Origin of the sequence: Micromonospora tulbaghiae (genome assembly GCF_900091605.1) — a bacterium.
In the GTDB taxonomy this organism is placed as follows: Bacteria; Actinomycetota; Actinomycetes; order Mycobacteriales; family Micromonosporaceae; genus Micromonospora; species Micromonospora tulbaghiae.
Window position 1 is genome coordinate 1 of the sequence record NZ_FMCQ01000015.1, and the last position, 17,416, is coordinate 17,416.

At 72.2% G+C, this 17,416-nt stretch carries 10 protein-coding genes; 2 read left to right on the forward strand and 8 right to left on the reverse strand.

Features of this window, described 5'->3' with window-relative positions; genetic code table 11:
- Both GA0070562_RS29700 and GA0070562_RS29705 read right to left on the reverse strand, forming a co-directional pair.
- A partial coding sequence (locus tag GA0070562_RS29700) for an N-acetylmuramoyl-L-alanine amidase (RefSeq protein ID WP_091428212.1) occupies positions 1 to 1,967 on the reverse strand: 1,967 nt, incomplete at its 3' end.
- Positions 1,968 to 1,987: 20 nt separating this feature from the next.
- A complete protein-coding gene (locus tag GA0070562_RS29705; protein WP_091428214.1) occupies positions 1,988 to 3,436 on the reverse strand; it encodes an FG-GAP repeat domain-containing protein in 1,449 nt (482 codons plus the stop codon).
- Between the two features lie 301 nt (positions 3,437 to 3,737).
- Here GA0070562_RS29705 and GA0070562_RS29710 point away from each other — a divergent pair, with 301 nt between their 5' ends.
- Positions 3,738 to 4,802 carry a LacI family DNA-binding transcriptional regulator gene (locus GA0070562_RS29710; protein ID WP_091428216.1) on the forward strand — a complete coding sequence of 355 codons (1,065 nt, stop codon included), beginning with the start codon at positions 3,738 to 3,740 and terminating at the stop codon, positions 4,800 to 4,802.
- Here the strand turns inward: GA0070562_RS29710 and GA0070562_RS29715 are convergent.
- The 6 genes from GA0070562_RS29715 to GA0070562_RS29740 are packed head-to-tail and all read right to left on the reverse strand — an operon-like array spanning position 4,792 to position 15,599.
- Positions 4,792 to 6,426 (reverse strand): fucose isomerase, encoded by a 1,635-nt coding sequence (locus GA0070562_RS29715; RefSeq protein WP_091428218.1) that lies wholly within the window; start codon positions 6,424 to 6,426, stop codon positions 4,792 to 4,794. The two genes, GA0070562_RS29710 and GA0070562_RS29715, sit on opposite strands and share 11 nt — an antisense overlap.
- 52 nt (positions 6,427 to 6,478) lie before the next feature.
- Positions 6,479 to 7,471: a substrate-binding domain-containing protein gene (locus GA0070562_RS29720; RefSeq protein WP_091428220.1), complete on the reverse strand. Its 993-nt coding sequence runs from the start codon at positions 7,469 to 7,471 to the stop codon at positions 6,479 to 6,481.
- 25 nt (positions 7,472 to 7,496) lie between these two features.
- Positions 7,497 to 8,585: an ABC transporter permease gene (locus tag GA0070562_RS29725; protein ID WP_175438925.1), complete on the reverse strand. Its 1,089-nt coding sequence runs from the start codon at positions 8,583 to 8,585 to the stop codon at positions 7,497 to 7,499.
- On the reverse strand, positions 8,582 to 10,195 hold the full coding sequence (locus GA0070562_RS29730; protein ID WP_091428222.1) for a sugar ABC transporter ATP-binding protein: 1,614 nt from the start codon (positions 10,193 to 10,195) through the stop codon (positions 8,582 to 8,584). Before GA0070562_RS29730 ends, GA0070562_RS29725 begins: the two co-directional genes overlap by 4 nt.
- Complete coding sequence (locus GA0070562_RS29735; RefSeq protein ID WP_091428224.1) at positions 10,192 to 12,315, reverse strand: family 43 glycosylhydrolase; 2,124 nt, start codon at positions 12,313 to 12,315, stop codon at positions 10,192 to 10,194. The genes GA0070562_RS29730 and GA0070562_RS29735 overlap by 4 nt, the downstream gene beginning before the upstream one ends.
- Positions 12,315 to 15,599: a DUF2961 domain-containing protein gene (locus tag GA0070562_RS29740; RefSeq protein WP_091428226.1), complete on the reverse strand. Its 3,285-nt coding sequence runs from the start codon at positions 15,597 to 15,599 to the stop codon at positions 12,315 to 12,317. The genes GA0070562_RS29735 and GA0070562_RS29740 overlap by 1 nt, the downstream gene beginning before the upstream one ends.
- A gap of 396 nt (positions 15,600 to 15,995) precedes the next feature.
- Here GA0070562_RS29740 and GA0070562_RS30840 point away from each other — a divergent pair.
- On the forward strand, positions 15,996 to 17,416 hold a 1,421-nt coding region (locus GA0070562_RS30840), incomplete at its 3' end, for a VCBS repeat domain-containing M23 family metallopeptidase (RefSeq protein WP_254663903.1).

The window sequence follows — 17,416 nt, forward strand, 5'->3', positions numbered from 1 at the left end:
TTGGTGAAGACGATGAGGTCGTGTTTGCCGTCGCCGTTGGCGTCGGCGAGGTAGGGGAATTCGCCGGGTAGGCAGAAGAAGTCGTGCCATTTGATGGTGGTGCCGGTGAAGCCGGTGCCGGTGGAGGTGGCGGCGTAGACGTCGGCGTCGGTGTTGCAGGTGAAGGTGATGATGTCGTCGCGGCCGTCGCCGTTGATGTCTGCGACGCGGGGTTGTTCGGTGCCGACGGCGAACAGGTCGTGCCATTTCTGGGGTGGGCCGAACGAGGTGCCGGTGGACAGGGCGACGATGACGTCGGCTGCGGTGGCGGGGCCTTGGGTGAAGGTGATGATGTCGTCCATACCGTCGCCGTTGACGTCGCCCAGGGCGGGGAACTCCCCGGCGATGGAGAAGTAGTCGTGCCACTTCACCGCCGTGCCGGTGAAGGATGTGCCGGTGGACAGGGCGACGTAGACGTCGGCGTTGGTGTCGTGGGTGAAGGTGATGATGTCGTCGCGGCCGTCGCCGTTGACGTCGCCGACGGCGGGGACCTCGGTGCCGGGGGCGAACCAGTCGTGCCATTTCGCCGACGCGGCGAACGATGTGCCCGTGGAGAGGGCGACGTGGACGTCGGCGGTGGTGCCGTGGGTGAACACGATCGCGTCGTCTCGTCCGTCGCCGTTGACGTCTGCGGTCAGCGGTGTCTCTCCGGACAGGGCGAACCAGTCGTGCCACTTCACCGACGTGCCCGCGAACGACGAACCCGTCGACGTCGCCACGTAGGCGTCAGCCGACGCACCGTGGGTGAACGCCACCACGTCATCCCGACCGTCACCATCGAAATCCGTCGGCGAACCACCGAAATACCGGGCGGCCGAGCCTCCGCCGCCCTGGTTCACCAGTGAGAGGTAGTAGTTCCAGTTCCAGTTCGGCCCCGGGTCGGTGTGGTCGTTGCCCGGGATCTCGTTGTGGCCCTTGATGCCGGTGCGGTTCTTCGGGATGCCGTACTTGTCGCACAGGTAACGGGTCAGCGCGGCCGACGAACGGTACATCGCGTCGGTGAACCAGGCCGGGTTGTCGACGTAGCCCTCGTGCTCGATGCCGACGCCGTACGCGTTGCCGGACCGGGCGTGGTACGCGGTGTCGCCCTCGCGGACCATCTGGGTGATCTCGCCGTTGCTGGACTTGACCACGTAGTGGGCGCTGACGCCGGACGACGGGTTCTGGAACCAGCTGATGGTCCCGGCGTACGAGCCCTGGGTGACGTGGAGGATCACCGTGGTGATCCGGCTGGACCGCCCCGCGCCGTAGTTCGCGCCGTTGGCGGCCACCCACCGCGCCGCCGGGTACTCCGGCACGGCGGCGGCGAGCGAACGGGAGGCCGCGCCGGCCGGCGCCACAGTGGCGTACCGACCCCGCTCCGGCTCGACCCGGTGCGCCCGCACCGGCACCGCGCCCGGAATTCCCTGCTGCACCAGCTCGTAGATCCCGTCCGCGTACAGCCGTGCGGTGGCGTCGTCGGCCGCGCCGCCGTACCGCGCCACCACCGGATACCAGGCGGTGACCCGCTCCCGGTCCGCTGCGGTCAGCCCTTCGGCGTCGGCCAGCTCGCGCAGCACCGCCGCGCCGCCGCGGATGTTCGCCGGCGTGACGGTCTTCAGTCGCCCGACCGGCTCGCCGGTCAACTCCGCCGCCCGTTCCAGGCTGTGCTGGACCGGGTTGCTGACCAGATGCATCACCCCGTAGCCGTTCGCCTGGCTCGGCTTGCCGCCATGCGCGTCGAGGCGGGACTCGCCGTAGCCGACCGCGACCAGGACGTCCCGGGGTACGTCGTACTCCTGCGCTGCCCGCACGAACGCGGCGTCCAGCGCGGTCCGGCCCGGCAGCGTGGCGGACGCCGGCGCAGGCTGCACCGCGATCCCGCCGGCGAGCGCCGCGGCCAGCAGGGCGACGCCGGCGCGCCGCCGTCTCCGTCGTGTTCCGGCCACGAGGGCCTCCCATCCTGGTGTCACAGCGTCACCTCACCGGTGAGGCCGAAGTAGTCGTGCCACTTGCTGCTGGCACCGAATGTGGTGCCGGTGGACAGCGCCACGTACACGTCGTTCGTGGTGCCCTTGGTGAAGACGACGAGGTCGTCCTTGCCGTCGCCGTCGGCGTCGGCGAGGTACGGGAACTCACCGGGCAGGCAGAAGAAGTCGTGCCACTTCACAGTGGTGCCGGCGAAGCCGGTGCCGGTGGAGGTGGCGGCGTAGACGTCGGCGTCGGCGTTGCAGGTGAACGTCACGATGTCGTCGCGTCCGTCGCCGTTGATGTCGCCCACCCGAGGCTGCTCGGCGCCCACGGCGAACAGGTCGTGCCACTTCTGCGGCGCCCCGAACGAGGTCCCGGTGGACAGCGCCACGATGACGTCGGCCGCCGACGCCGGGCCCTGGGTGAACGTGATGATGTCGTCGCGCCCGTCGCCGTTGACGTCGCCGAGTGCGGGGAACTCCCCCGTGACGGAGAAGAAGTCGTGCCACTTCACCGCCGTGCCGGCGAACGACGACCCGGTGGACACGGCGACGTAGACGTCGGCCGTCGCGTTGTGTGTGAACGCGACGATGTCGTCGCGGCCGTCGCCGGTGACGTCGCCCACGGCGGCTATCTCGGCACCCGGCGCGAACCACTCGTGCCACTTGCCCGGCGACGTGAACGCCGACCCGTTCGACAGCGCCACGTACACGTCTCCGGTGTTGCCGTGCGCGAACGTGACGATGTCGTCGCGTCCGTCACCGTTGACGTCACCTGTCGAGGCGGTCTCCCCGCCGATGGAGAAGAAGTCGTTCCACTTCACCGACGTTCCCGCGAAGCCCGTGCCGGTGGAGGTGCTCGCGTAGACGTCGGCGGAGGTGTTCTGGGTGAAGGTGAGGACGTCGTCGCGGCCGTCGCCGTTGACGTCGGTCGACGACCCGCCGGCCATGCCGTGGGTACGGGCCGCCTGGTTGAGCAGCGTCCGCGCGGTCGCCGCCACCTGGTCGTACCGGTCGGGGAACCCCGACCGCTGGACGCACTGCGCCACCTGCCCGGCGGTGTAGCCGGGGTTGTTGCGGTCGCAGGTGATCGCCCGGGTGACGTACTGCTGGGTGGCGTAGACCGGGTCCATGATCTGCTCGGGGGTGCCCCACCCGTAGTCCCAGCGCTGCTGGAACACGCCGAGGCTGGACTTGTCACCGCAGGGCAGGTTGTTCATGTGGGACTCGACCCACCCCGCCTCGAAGGTGGAGAGCATGACCTTGTCGTTGACGTTGTACGACCGGGCCACCCGGTAGACGATCAGCGTGACGGCGGGGTCGTGGGTGGCCGGCACGGACGGGCAGGCCAGCGTGTCCATCGGTACGGCGGCCGCGGGCGCGCCGACTGCGACGGCCGCCACGGCCGTGCAGAGCGCGACGAGCATCGCCGGTGGAGTTCGTCTCACCGTGCTCCTCGGGGGTGTCGGAGGAAGGAACCGGAGATGGCCGGCCGACCGGGGTGACCAGGCGACGCGACCGTGAGAAATCGATTGCTGACGAGTGTTGTAGTCACCGCTGTCGATGTCAATAGCGACCGTGGGGCCGCCGGGAAGCGCGGCGGACCCGGCCGGAAATCGATTGCTTGACGGGTATAGGATTCCGAGCGATCTCCCGCGGTGGCGGTCTCCCTCCGGTGGGTCACGATCCGACGGGCAGACCGCCATGGGCCGGCCGGGCCGGACCCGCCGACGGACGACGGGAGCGGCGATGACGACCATCTACGACGTGGCGCGTCGCGCGGGAGTGTCGCCGGCGACCGTCTCCCGTGTCCTCAACGGGCGTGCCTCGGTCGACCCGGAGATGGCCGCGCGGGTACGGCAGGCCGCGCAGGACCTCGACTACCGCCCCAACGCCGTCGCGCGCAGCCTCCGCCGCAGCCGAACCAGTCTCTGGGCGGTCATCATCTCCGACATCGGGAACCCGTTCTTCACCTCGATGGTGCGCGGTGTCGAGGACGTCGCGCAGGAGGCCGGCTTCTCGGTCGTGCTCTGCAACGGCGACGAGGACCCGGAGAAGGAGGCCCGCTACGTCGCCGCGGCCCTGGCCGAGCGGATGGCCGGGGTGATCATCTCCTCGTCCGGGCGGCCGGCCCTGATCAGCCGCCTGGTGCAGGCTCGCATCCCGGTCGTGGCGATCGACAGGCAGCCACGCGGCGTCGAGGTGGACACCGTGCTGGTGGACAACACCCACGGCGCCGAGCAGGCGACCGCCCATCTGGTGGGCAGCGGCTACCGGCGGATCGCCTGCATCACCGGCCCGCGCCGGATCTCCACCGCCATGCAGCGGCTGCGGGGCTACCAGCGGGCGCTGAAGGCGAGCGGACGCCCGGCCACCGAGGACCTGATCCGGTACGCGGACTTCCGCGAGGAGGGCGGCTACCGCGCGATGGCCTCCCTGCTGGAGACCGCCGAGCCGCCGGACGCGGTGTTCGCGGCGAACAACCTGATGACGGTGGGCGCCGTCGAGTGCCTCGTGGACAACGGCATCGGCGTACCCGACCCGTTCGGCATCGTCGGGTTCGACGACATCCCGTGGGCGCACCTGGTCCGGCCCTCGCTGAGCACCGTCGCGCAGCCCACCTACGACCTCGGGCGTACCGCCGCCACGCTGCTCGTCGAGCGGATCGCCGACCCCGCCAAGGCGCCCTCGACCGTGGTGCTCCACACCGAGCTGCGGGTACGCGAGAGCTCGGCGCCGTCGGCCGGCCGGCAGGGCCCCGCGGCGGGCCGAACCCGGTCACGCGGCACTGCCGCCGGCTCGCTCAGATCGTGACCTCCCCGCACAGGTGCACCCGTACGCCCAGCTCGGCGAAGAGGGCGGCCTTGACCCGTAGCGCGCGGTCGGCGGTGTCGGCGTCGGGCGCGTAGACCACGTTGACGTGGTTGGCCTTGTGCCGGGCCATCAACTGGTCGCGACCCACGCCGTGCAGCACGGCGTGCATGATCGGCCACTGCGGTGTGGTGGCGTCCAGCCGCCGCCGGGTCTCCGCCTCGGGCAGCTCCACCACCGTGCCGCGCCCGAGGTCGACGTGCAGGCCGCCGTCCATCACGAACACCCGCGACCAGACGATCGCCCCCGGCTTCGACACGCCGCTGAGCGTGCCCCCGCCGAGCGGGAAGTACATCGGCGGCTGACGCATGCTGTACGACCTGTCGTAGCCCCCGTTGTGCGACGCGGGCACCGAACCGGAGATCTCGAAGACCCAGACGAAGTGCTCGCCGTACTGCTGTCCCCAGCGGATGTCGTGCAGCGTCGTCGCCGGGTCCAGGCCCATCGCGGTCCAGATCCGGTTGGTGACCAGCGAGTCCACCGCGACGCCCTCGTCCACCTCGTTGAAGTGCGGCAGCGCGACGCCCGGGTACAGCTCCCGGGAGCCGTCCCGGCTGGTCACCGGGGGGCGATCGACGTTGTTGAGCAGACCCTCGGCCAGGTCGCTGGCGGGCACTGTGTCCTTGAGCCCCTGCTGGTACTGGATCCCGACCGCGTCCAGGCCGAAGTCGTCGGCGATGCGCAGCGCCGCGACGTACATCCGGCACTGGCTGAGCAGCTGGGCGTGCGTCAGCTCGGTGGCCTCGTCGGCGCCGGTGTGGAACGTCATCCCGGCCGCCTCCAGCCAGGCGAGCACCGCCCGCGCCTCGGTGTCGGGCACCCGCGCCATCTCCGCCACCAGTGCGCTCTGCGACAGGCGTTCCTTGAAGACGCCGATCGGGTTGAGCAGCTCGTCGTCGATGATGGCGTTGTACATGCCCATGCAGCCCTCGTCGAAGACGCCGATGACGGCCCGCTCGGAGACGAGCTGCCGGGCCAGCGCCACGCCGAGTTCGACCTCCTCGTCCGGCCGCAGCTCGGGCAGCGGGCGTACATGGCTCTCGTCGTGCGTCACCCGGCCGGTCTCCAGCCACTTCTTCAGGCCGTCGCGCGCCCACTCGTCGGTGAAGTCCTCGCTCCACAGCGTCGAGTACCGCACGCCCGCCTTGGTGAGGCTGCCGGCGAGGTTGAGCAGGCCCACCAGGCCCGGATACTCCCCGCTCCAGTTCGCCACCAGCAGGATCGGCCCGCGGTGGGCGCGCAGCCCGGCCAGCACGTGGTGGCTGTACTGCCAGACCGCCTCCACCACGACGAGCGGCACGTCGGCCGGGATGCTCCGGAAGACCTCGATCCCGGCGCGCTGGCTGTCGATGAAGCCGTGTCCCTTGAGCGGGTCGACGTCATGACCGCGCCGGACGTGCCAGCCGAGCGCGGTGACGGCGGCGGCGAGGTCGGCTTCGAGCTGCCGCTGGGTGGGCCAGCAGGTGACGTTGGCGCTCGACCGCAGGTCGCCGCTGGCCACCGTGTAGACGGTGCGGGGCGGGGCGGCCGGGCGCTCGACCGGCACGGGCATTGTGTAGCGGGTCACGGGGCGGCTCCCTCGACGGGCGGACGGTGGGCGGGACGGGGCGCGGCCGCGTTCAGAGGCCACCGAGCTTCGCGTACGCCTCGGCGGCGTTCTCCTTGGTGATCCGCATGGTGCCCAGCGTGGTGGTACGCGGGACGTCCTCGGCGCAGTCGACGAGAATCTTCCGGGCCAGCTCGACCGCCTCCCGGCCGCCGGTGGCGTACTGGAACGTGGCGGCCAGGCGGCCCTGCTCGACGGCCTTGATCCCGCCGGAGGGCACCGGCAGCGCGTCGATGCCGGTGAACTTGATCCGCTGCGCCTTGCCCGCCGACTTCGCGGCGAGGTAGGCACCCTCGGCCATCGGGTCGTTGTGCGCGTAGATCGCGGACACGTCCGGGTGGGTCTTGATCAGTGCGTCCGCCACCGACTGTCCCTTCTCCCGCAGCCAGTCGCCGGGCTGGGAGGCGACGATCTGGATCTTCGGGTTGGCGGCGATGCCGTCGCGGAAGCCCTGCGCGCGTTCGGCGGCGGGGGTCGAGCCGGGCAGCCCGGCGATCTCGATCACCTTGCCGCCGCCGGGCAGCAGCGTCGTGGCGTAGAACTCGCCGGCCGCCTTGCCGATCGCCACGTTGTCGCCGCCGATGAACGCGGTGTACGCCTCCCCCTCGACCTTGCGGTCCAGCACGATCACCGGCACGCCCTGGTCGTACGCCTTCTTCACCACGGCGGTCAGCGGCTTGGCCTCGTTCGGCGAGACGATCAGCAGGTCGATCTTCTGGGTGAGGAAGTTCTCCACGTCGGCGACCTGCTTGCTGTTGTCCTGCGCGGCGTCGGAGACCACGACGCGGAAGCCGGGCACCGACTTCGCCGCCGTCTGCACGTCGTTGTTCATCACCTGCCGGTACGGCTCGGCGTTGTTGGCCTGGGACATGCCGATCAGGAAGTCCTTGCCGGCGCCGCAGGCACGGGCCTGCCCGGCGTCGTCGGACGGCTTCTCGACGCTGCACCCCGTCGCCGCCAGCGCGCCGGTGACCAGCAGCGCGAGCAGTGTGGTTCGCTTGTCCATCGGTGGCTCCTCGGAGTCGGTTCGGTCAGGCGAGGCCGCGGCGCAGCTTCTGCAACGCCGCCGCGAGCACGATCACCAGTCCCTTGATCAGCAGCTGGACGTTGGCGTCGATGTTGTTGAGCGCGAGGATGTTGTTGAGGATGCCGAGCAGCAGCGCGCCGGCCAGGGTGCCGCCCATCGAGCCGGAGCCACCGGCCAGGCTGGTGCCGCCGATGACGACGGCGGCGATCGCGTCCAGCTCGTATCCGGCGCCGTCGTTCGGGCTGCCCTGGTTGAGCTGTCCCGCGTGGACCACGCCGGCCACCGCCGCCAGCAGGCCCGCGACGGCGAACACGGCGACCTTGACCCGGGTGACCGGCACGCCGGAGAGCCGGGCCGCCTTCTCGTTGCCGCCGATCGCGTAGACGTGCCGGGCGAACGCCGTCGTCCGCAGCACCACGACAGCGGCCACCCCGAGCAGCACGAACAGCACCGCCGGCACCGGGAGCACGCCGTTTATCGAGCCGTTCAGCAGTTCGAAGGCGGGCGGCGCCTCCTGGGGTCCGTCGCCGTAGGCGATCGGGATGCCGAGGCCGCCGGACCATATCCGGGCGATGCCTCGGGCGACCTGGAGACCGGCCAGTGTCACGATGAACGACTGGATGCCGAGGCGGGCCACGGCGTACCCCTGGAGCGCGCCGAACAGCGCGCCGATCGCGAGCACCGCGGCGACGGCGGGCAGGATGCCGAGCCCGGAGTCGACCATGAGCGTCGCGGTGCCGACCGCTGACAGACCGAGGATCGCCCCGACCGACAGGTCGATGCCGCCCAGCAGGACGACGAACGTCATCCCGATCGCGATGATGCCGATCTCCGACACCGCGCGGACGATGTTCCCCAGGTTGCCGGCGGTGAGGAAGAGGATCTCGCCGTCGCGGCGCGGGGAGGCGAGGATCGCCACGACGAAGACCGCGAGCAGCGCGAAGAGACTCTGCACCGCGAAGAGCCGGTCGGCGAGTTCCCGGCGGCTGCGCGGCCGGCGCAGCCAGTGGGCTGTCGCGCCGCGCAGTCCGGCCGTACCGGCGGCCGGCCCGGTCACTGCCGGCTCGGGTGGCGGCACGCGGGTGTCGGTCATCGGTCGTCCCTTCCGGCGGCCGGGCCGCCCATCGCCGCCGCGAGGACGTCCTCGGCGGTGCAGCCGCCGGTGGCGAGGTCGGCCACGGCCCGGCCGCGGCGCAGCACCACCACCCGGTCACAGACGCCGAGCAGCTCGGGCAGTTCCGAGGAGGCGAGCAGGATGCCCATGCCGTCGCCGGCGAGCCGGCGCAGCAGCCGGTAGATCTCCGCCTTCGCCCCGATGTCGACGCCGCGGGTCGGCTCGTCCAGCAGGAGCAGCCGCGGCTCGGTGAGGAGGTGGCGGGCGAAGACGACCTTCTGCTGGTTGCCGCCGGAGAGCGCGCCGACCGGCGTGGCCGCCGACGCCGTCTTGATCGCCAGGTCGGTGAGCGACCGCGCGACGGCCGCCCGTTCCCGGCCGTGGATGACGAACCCGGCCGAGGTCAGCCTGGACAGGGCGGCCAGCACGATGCTCCGGCCGACCGGGTGTTCCAGGACGAGCGCGGAGCGGCGCCGGTCCTCGGGGACGAAGCCGACGCCGGCACGCAGTGCCGCGCGGGGCCGGCGCGGCGCGTACGGGCGGCCGGCCAGCAGGACCGTGCCGGTGCGGCGACCGGCGGGCCCGGCGCCGAACAGGGTCTCCAGCAGTTCGGTGCGTCCGGCGCCCATCAGCCCGGCCAGGCCGACGATCTCGCCGGCCCGCACGGTCAGGCTGATGCCGGCCGGCTCGCAGCGGCCGGGCCGGGACGCCCGGGGCCGCACCGCCAGGTCGGTGACGTGCAGCAACGGGTCGCCGCCGGCCGATGCGGGCAGCGGGCCGGGCGCGCCGGCCACGTCCGCCGGAGCGGGCTCGAACAGTGACGCGGCCCGGCCGCCGACCATCATCGCCACGATCCGCCGCCGGTCCATCCGGCCAGCCGGTACGACACCGGCGACGGAACCGTTGCGCAGCACCGTCGCGCGGTCCGCGACGACCTCGATCTCCTCCATCCGGTGGGAGATGTAGACGACACCGACGCCCCGGCGGCGCAGGCCGCCGATGGTGGTGAACAGCCGCCGCACCTCCCCGTCAGCGAGCGCGGCCGTCGGCTCGTCCATGACGAGGACGCGGGCGTCCAGGGCGAGCGCCTTGGCGATCTCGACGAGCTGCTGCTCGCCGACGCGCAGCGAGCCCACCGGGCGGCGCGGGTCGATGTCGGCGCCGAGCCGGTCCAGGTGCTCGCGCGCGGTACGGGCCGCGGCCCGCCGGTCGACTGTGCGCAGCCGGGTCCGGGGCTCCCGCCCGAGCACGAGGTTGTCGGCCACCGACAGGGCGGGCACCAGGTCGAGTTCCTGGTGGATGGTCGCGATCCCGGCGGCCTGGGCCGCGGCCGGGCCGGTGAACCGTACCGGCATCCCGTCGACCGCGACCTCTCCGTCGTAGTCGGTGATCACGCCGGACAGGACGTTGATCAGAGTGGACTTGCCCGCGCCGTTCTCGCCCAGCAGCGCGTGCACCTCGCCCGCACGTACGTCGAAGTCGACGCCGTCGAGCGCCGTCACGCCGCCGAACCGCTTGGCCACACCGGTCGCCGCGACCACCACCCGGCCGCTCGGGCCGGGCGCGTCGCGGGTGTCCACGCCGGTCATGGGATCGCGTTGATCGCGGCGTGCGCGGCGTCGGCGAACGGCACGTCCCGCCGGACCCCGCTCGCGGTCAGACGCCAGGTGCCGCCCGCGTACTGGCCGGGCGCCCAGGACAGGCCGCCGGAGCGCCACAGCGGCTGCCAGGCCGCCATCGCGTGGCCGGCGTCGTACCAGGTGTTGTCCCCGCGCCAGGCCGACCCCCACCGGTGCGCCGCGACCACCGAGAGCCCGTCGCCGGTGCTCATCGTCCAGCGGGGCATGCCGGTGACGTCACCTGTCGGCCGCGCCTCCGCCACCGGGTCGCCGACCAGCGGCGACGCGCCGTCGACGTTGAACGCCACCTCCCACACCGCGGCGGTCGGCCACCCGTTCACCGACCAGGTGACGTCGCTCTGCAACCCGGGACCGGTCCACCGGGGCGTCACGGTGAGCAGCCAGTCGGCGGTGACCGGCTCGTCGCCGAACGGGATGCCGGCCAGGTTGATCCGGGAGCCGTCGGCCGACACGTCGACCCGGGCCGGCGCCCCGGCCCGGTCGGTCACGTCGAACCGGCCGACGGCGAGGTACGGGCCGGTGCCCCGGTGCGACGAGTCGAGCGCGGGACGGTGGTTGCCGGCGCCGGCCGGGTCCACCGCCAGCTCGGCGATCCGGGCGTTCGGCCAGGTGCGTACGTCGGCGCGCAGGAATCCGGTGGTCACCGTCCAGCCACGGGCTACCACACCGGCCGACCAGGTCAACGGCGCCAGCCAGAGCCCGCCCTGACCCCAGCCGGCGTGGGTCAGGTACCAGTTGGAGCCGTCCACCACGACCTCGGCGGCGTGCGCGTCCAGCACCGTCACCTTCTCCGCGCCGTCGAAGCGCAGAGGGTCGCGGCTGCGGTAGACGGCCGTTCGCCGGTACGCGGCGCCGTAGTCGGTGCCGTCGCAGCAGACGAACAGGTACCACCACTCCCCCCGGCGCACCACGAACGGCGACTCCGTCTGCCCGCCCGCCCGGCCGGTGTACGGCGAGGTGTACGCGATCGCGCGGCCGCTCCACGAACGCAGGTCGGTGCTGGTCCGGTACGCCACGACATGGTTGCCGCCGGACGGGCTCGACGTGGCCGTGTAGTACATGACCCAGCGGTCGCCGACCCGGGTCACCATCGGGTCGCGGCCCTCCCACCCGTCGGTGAACAGCGGGTTGGCGGAGCTGCGGGTCCAGGTGAACAGGTCGGTCGAGGTGGCCAGGTGCATGCGGTACCGGGCGTAGTCCGGGTTCCCGGCCGCGTAGAACATGTAGTAGACGCCGTTGTGCTGGACGACGTGCGGGGCCCATATCCACTGCTCCCCGGCCCCGGGGTCGGCGGCCAGCGCCACCGGCCGTTTCGTCCACGGGCCGGTCGGGGTGGGCGCCGTGGCGTGCCCGAAGACCTTCTCGTCCTGCGGCGCACCGGGCTCGGCGTGGGTGATGCCGAACAGGTGCCACACCCCGGTCTGCTGGTGCCGCACCAGCGTGTGGTCGTTGTAGTACCAGGTCGTCGACTCGCCTGCGCTCGGGTCGTAGACGCGGGTGGACCCGCCCCGCGCCGGTGTCTCGCCGAGCAGCTCGTACGGGGTGGTGGTGACGGCCGCGAGCGGGCCGACGCGGCGCAGCGTCACCGTGTCCAGCCCGGCGAAGAAGCCGGTCGAGGCTCCCGAGCGGCCCGTCACGGTGATCGTGAGGCGGTGCGTGCCGGTCGACAGGGACGCCGAACCCAGCGGCACCGCGCCGGTACGCTGCACCGCGCCCGCGTACCCGTCGAAGAGCTGGCCGATCGCCACCCCGTCGACGGCGAAGCGCAGCGTGCCGTAGTCACCGGCGCGGGTGAGCACCGCGCCGAGGTCGTACTGCCCGGCCGGCACCGACGGCACTGTGAGCGTCACCGAGTCGCCGGCCCGGGCGGCGCGGAACCACAGCTGGCGCCCGCCGGACCAGCTCACCCCGCAGCAGTCGGCCTGTGCCTCGACCGGAGCGGTGGCGGAGACGACCGCGAGGGACTCGGCTTCGAGGCGTACCGAGTCGTCGGCCGGGGCCGGTGCGGCCGGGACGGCGGCCAGGGCCACCCCGAGCAGGAGCACCGCGAGCACGCGTCGGGCGCGCATCACGACACGCTCGGGCGGGGCAGGTCGGTGCCGGGCGCGAACTGGTCGTGCCAGCGGTTGCCGGGTGGCCCGAACCCGCCACCGGTGGAGGGCGCGACGTACACGTCGGCCGTCAGCCCTCGGGTGTACGTCACCACGTCGGCACGCCCGTCGCCGGTGAAGTCCCCCAGCCCCGGCAGTTCGTCGCCGAATGCGAAGTGGTCGTGCCACTTCGACGAATTCTGCACGAAGCGATTGCCGTCGGACAGCGACACGAACACGTCGCCCGTCGTACCCCTGGTGAACGTGACGACGTCGTCGCGCCCGTCGCCGTCGACGTCGCCCACCGCCGGCAGCTCGTCGCCGACGGCGAAGCTGTCGTGCCACTTCCAGCCGTCCTCGACGAAGCGGGTGCCGTCGGACAGCGACACGAACACGTCGCCGGTCGTGCCCCTGGTGAACGTCACGACGTCGTCCCGCCCGTCACCGTCCACGTCGCCCACCGCCGGGAACTCGTCGCCGAGCGCGAAGTGGTCGTGCCACTTGACGCCGGGTCCGAAGCCGGCGCCGGTGGAGAGCGCCACGTAGACGTCGGCGGCCGCGCCGCGGGTGAACGTGATGATGTCGGCGCGGCCGTCGCCGTTGACGTCGCCGACCGCCGGGATCTCGGCGCCGACGGCGAAGAAGTCGTGCCACTTGACCCCGGCGGAGTATCCGGCGCCGGTGGAGAGCCCGACGTAGACGTCGGCGCTGTCGCCGCGGGTGAACGTGATGACGTCGGCGCGGCCGTCGCCGTTGACGTCGCCGGTGAGCGGCACCTCCGCGCCGACGGCGAAGAAGTCGTTCCAGGGCCGGCTGTCCGGCACGAACCGGGTGCCGTCGGAGAGCGAGGTGAACACGTCGGCGGCGGCGCCGCGGGTGAAGTCGACGGCGTCGTCGCGGCGGTCGCCGTCGGCGTCGCTGGTGTTGCGGGTACGGGTGGTGGCCGACACCTCGGCCGAGGGCGCGGCGGCGTTGCCCGACCCGTCGACAGCAACGACCCGGTAGTAGCGGGTCTGGCCGGCGGGCAGCGGGCCGTGCCGGAACGCTGTGGCGCGGGTGGTGCCGGCCAGGTTGGCCGCGGTGATCGTCACCCCCGGGTTCCGGGAGGCGTAGACGCGGTAGGAGACCACGCCGACGTCGTCGGCGGAGGGAGACCAGGTCAGGCCCAGCGCGTGCATGCGCCCGCCGGTCAGGGCGAGAGCGGCGACCGGGGCCGGGGCGACGGTGTCGGTGAACGGCGCCACCATGCTGTCGGCCAGGTACCGGGCGGCGGTCCAGGCCGGCGCGCCGGTAGCCGGGGTGAGCTGGACGATGACCGCCGACCGGCCCGCCGTCAGCGCCGCGGGCAGCACGAACTCGTCGGCCAGCCAGCGCTGCCTGTCGTTGCCCAGCGGCTGCAGCCACACCCCGGCCGGCGTGCCGTCCACCGACACGGCCGCCTGCTGGTAGCCGCCGGCCTGGTCGCCGTGGCGGCGCAGCCGCACCCCCTGGTTGGCCGGGTCGATCGCCAGCCGGACGCGGACCGGTGCGGTGGTGGCGCGGACCTGGCCGGTGTGCGGGACGTTGTCGTCGTCGCCCTCGAAGGCGGAGCTGAGCGCGGTCTGGGTCGCCCCGGAGTCGGTGTACGCGTGCGCGGCGCGGCTGGCGGCGTCGCCGGTGACGACGGTGTCGGTCCGGCGGGTGGTGACGGTGCGCTGGGTGTAGAGGAACGCGGTCGAGGCGTACTCGGCGGGCATGTCGTTGGCCGGTCCGTGCTCGATGCCGAAGCGCAGCGCGGTGCCGTACGCCACCGCATCGCCGATCATCAGCCGGTACGCGGCGTCGCACTCGTCGGCGCAGCCGCCGCCGCGTACCAGGTGGGCGGTGTTGCCGGTGAAGACGCCGCTGTACTCGCCGCGGTTGAAGTACCAGCCCGACTCGTAGAAGTCCTCGGTGCCGGTGCCGTAGATCTGCGGCGTGGGCGAGCCGTCGACGTACACCCGCTCGTCGCCCTCCAGGTAGTTGCGGGTGTTGCCGCCGATGATGTGGCCGCGCATGGTCTGCGAGACGCCCACGAACCGGCCCCGCCCGGACTGGTCGGCGATGATCCAGTCGGTGCCGCCGACCGTCTCGGCGCGGCGTGACTGGGTGGTGAAGTAGCCGGCGTTGCCGTCGGCGGCGAGCCGGGACGTCCACTCGGCGCCGGGCGCCGACGTCACCTCGGCCTCGACGCCGCCGACTGTGGTGCCTGTCGTGTTGACGAGCGTCAGTGCGGCGGCGGTGCGGAACGGCATCGGCCACCATGCGCTGTACCAGCCGCCGGGCGCGGAGTCCATGGCGAACATCAGCGACCGGACGTTGCGCTCGCCCAGCCCGCCGCCGAAGAACTCGCCGACCGGGCTGTCGACTGTGGTACGGCCGTCGAATGTCATCCGCAGCCGCAGTCCGGCGAGCGTCGGGGCGCCGGCCGAGGCGTCCGGTACGCGCAGCCGCAGCGCGGTGATCGCCCGAGGGCCGGTCAGGGCGGCCAGTGACACCTGCCCCTGCGCCGGGGCGGTGACAGTGGCGCGCGTGGTGGAGGCGCCGGCCTGGGCGGGCTTCGGGTCGCGGGTGCCGGCGGCGCGCAGCAGCGTGACCACGTCGGTGGCCGGGTCGGCCGGATCGAACCGGAGCACCCCTGCCGCGTCGGCGAAGGTCCGGTAGGTGACGTGGTGGAACAGCGGGTTGTTCTGGGTGGTGATCCGCATGGACTCCCGGTAGGGCATCGGCACCTTGACGGTGACGCCGCCGGACGTCTGGTCGGCATTGCTCACGAGCGGCGCGACGAACGGGCTGCCGAGCCGCCCGTCCACCAGATCCTGGAGGTCGGCCTGGACGACCACGACGCCGTCGAGTTCGACGCGGATCCAGCCGGTGGCGCGGACGTTGCCGTCGTCGCGGGTGAACCAGATCGACTGCACCTCGCCCGGGCCGCGCGCCTCGGCGATCACACATCCCCCGCTCTGACGCAGACACGACCAGGTGCCGACGAAGCCGTCGTCGTTGGAGCCGTCGCGGCCGAAGCTGGAGAACTGGTGGGTACGGGTGCCGGCGGCCAGCTCCGGCAGGCGGTCGAGCCGGCGGTAGGCGTCCCAGCCGATCGGGCCCTTGTCGTCGGCGACGGCGAGAGCGGGAGCGGGCGCCGTCGTGGCGGCCGGCGCGGCGGCGGACGATGTCGCGGGCACGGCAACGGCCAGCAGCGCGGCTGCTGCGGCGCCGGCCCAACGGCCGATGCGGAGCCTCATCGGTGTCCCTTCCGAGCGGCCGTAGGAGCCATGAGAAATCGATTGCTGGCGAGTTAACTTCGAGACTTCCACGGTTGTCAATACTTTGCGCCCGGCTTTCCCTCCAGGGCAGGAATCTTCGCGGCGGGTCGGCCCGCACGCCGCGCAGCCAGGCCGGGCGGAAGCGACGCTGAAGGAAGTTTTCCGCCGGCACTCACCACCCCGGCGGGTATTGACAGGCTCCGAAGTCTGCGGTTTCACTTCTCCTCAGCGCCACCGTCCCGCCGATCGGGACGCCAGCCGCCCCTTCTCCGACGCGAACTGTCAGGGCCCGCCCATCGGCGACACCGGCCCCTGGCCTGACGCGCCCACGCGCCGCTCCGACCGTGCATCCCTCTTCCGACGAGGAGTCACCGCATGCCCAGATTCCCGACGCGTCCCGCCCGGCGGGCCCTCGTCGCGCTGCTCACCCTGGCCGCGGCCACCCTCACCGCGGTGACGGTCGCCCCGTCACCGGCACTCGCCGCGCCCACCTTCAAGGCACCGTTCCCCTGCGGGCAGCGGTGGACGTACAGCCACCACAGCGCCGAGGTGCGGCAGGCGCTGGACTTCGTCCGCGCCGACGGCGGTGTCACAGGCGGTACGCCCCAGGTGGCGTCCGCCGCCGGAGTCGCCCGCCGCTACTCGCAGCCCAGCGGCGCCGGCAACTACATCGTCATCGACCACGGCGGCGGGTGGACCACCTACTACTTCCACCTCAGCGCCTACTCGGTGCCCGACGGCGCCTACGTGCAGCAGGGGCAGCAGATCGGGATCACCGGCAGCACCGGCAACTCCTCCGGCGCGCACGTGCACTACGAGCAGCTCTACAACGGCGTCGGCCAGGTCATCTCGATCAACGGCGTCTCGCTCGCGCCGTATCCCGGCCAGTACAACCAGCGGTTCCTGGTCAGCGACAACTGCGGCACGCCACCGCCGCCGCCCACGCCCCGCTATTTCGGTGGTTCGCCGACGGATTTCGATGGTGACGGTCGGGATGACGTGGTGGCGTTCACCCACGGCGCGTCGGCTGACGCCTACGTGGCGACCTCCACCGGCACGTCGTTCGCGGGCACGTCGGTGAAGTGGCACGACTGGTTCGCCCTGTCCGGAGAGACACCGCTGACCGCAGACGTCAACGGCGACGGACGAGACGACGCGATCGTGTTCACCCACGGCACCACCGCCGACGTCCACGTCGCCCTCTCCACCGGCACATCGTTCGCCGCCTCCACCAAATGGCACGACTGGTTCGCCCCCGGCACCGAAGTCCCCGCCGTCGGCGACGTCAACGGCGACGGCCGCGACGACATCATCACCTTCACCCACGACACCAACGCCGACGTCTACGTCGCCCTGTCCACCGGCACATCCTTCACCGGCACCGCGGTGAAGTGGCACGACTACTTCTCCATCCCCGGCGAATACCCCGCCATCGGCGACGTCAACGGCGACGGTATGGACGACATCATCACCTTCACCCAAGGCCCCGCCACCGCAGCCGACGTCATCGTCGCCCTGTCCACCGGCACCTCGTTCGGCCCACCCCAGAAATGGCACGACCTGTTCGCCGTCGGCACCGAACAACCCCGCGTCGCAGACATCAACGGCGACGGCCGCGACGACATCATCACCTTCACCTGCAACACCGACGCCGACGTCTACGCCGCCACCTCCACCGGCACCACCTTCACCGGCACCACCATCAAATGGCACGACTTCTTCTGCCTACCCGGCGAATTCCCCTACCTCGCCGACGCCAACGGCGACGGCAAACACGACCTCATCGTCTTCACCAA

What these genes read in the sequence shown, in the direction of transcription:
- GA0070562_RS29710 (WP_091428216.1), top strand. Translation starts at nt 3,738, where the DNA reads ATGACGACCATCTACGACGTGGCGCGTCGCGCGGGAGTGTCGCCGGCG.
- GA0070562_RS29720 (WP_091428220.1), bottom strand. Translation starts at nt 7,471, where the DNA reads ATGGACAAGCGAACCACACTGCTCGCGCTGCTGGTCACCGGCGCGCTG.
- GA0070562_RS29725 (WP_175438925.1), bottom strand. Translation starts at nt 8,585, where the DNA reads ATGACCGACACCCGCGTGCCGCCACCCGAGCCGGCAGTGACCGGGCCG.
- GA0070562_RS29730 (WP_091428222.1), bottom strand. Translation starts at nt 10,195, where the DNA reads ATGACCGGCGTGGACACCCGCGACGCGCCCGGCCCGAGCGGCCGGGTG.
- GA0070562_RS29735 (WP_091428224.1), bottom strand. Translation starts at nt 12,315, where the DNA reads ATGCGCGCCCGACGCGTGCTCGCGGTGCTCCTGCTCGGGGTGGCCCTG.
- GA0070562_RS29740 (WP_091428226.1), bottom strand. Translation starts at nt 15,599, where the DNA reads ATGAGGCTCCGCATCGGCCGTTGGGCCGGCGCCGCAGCAGCCGCGCTG.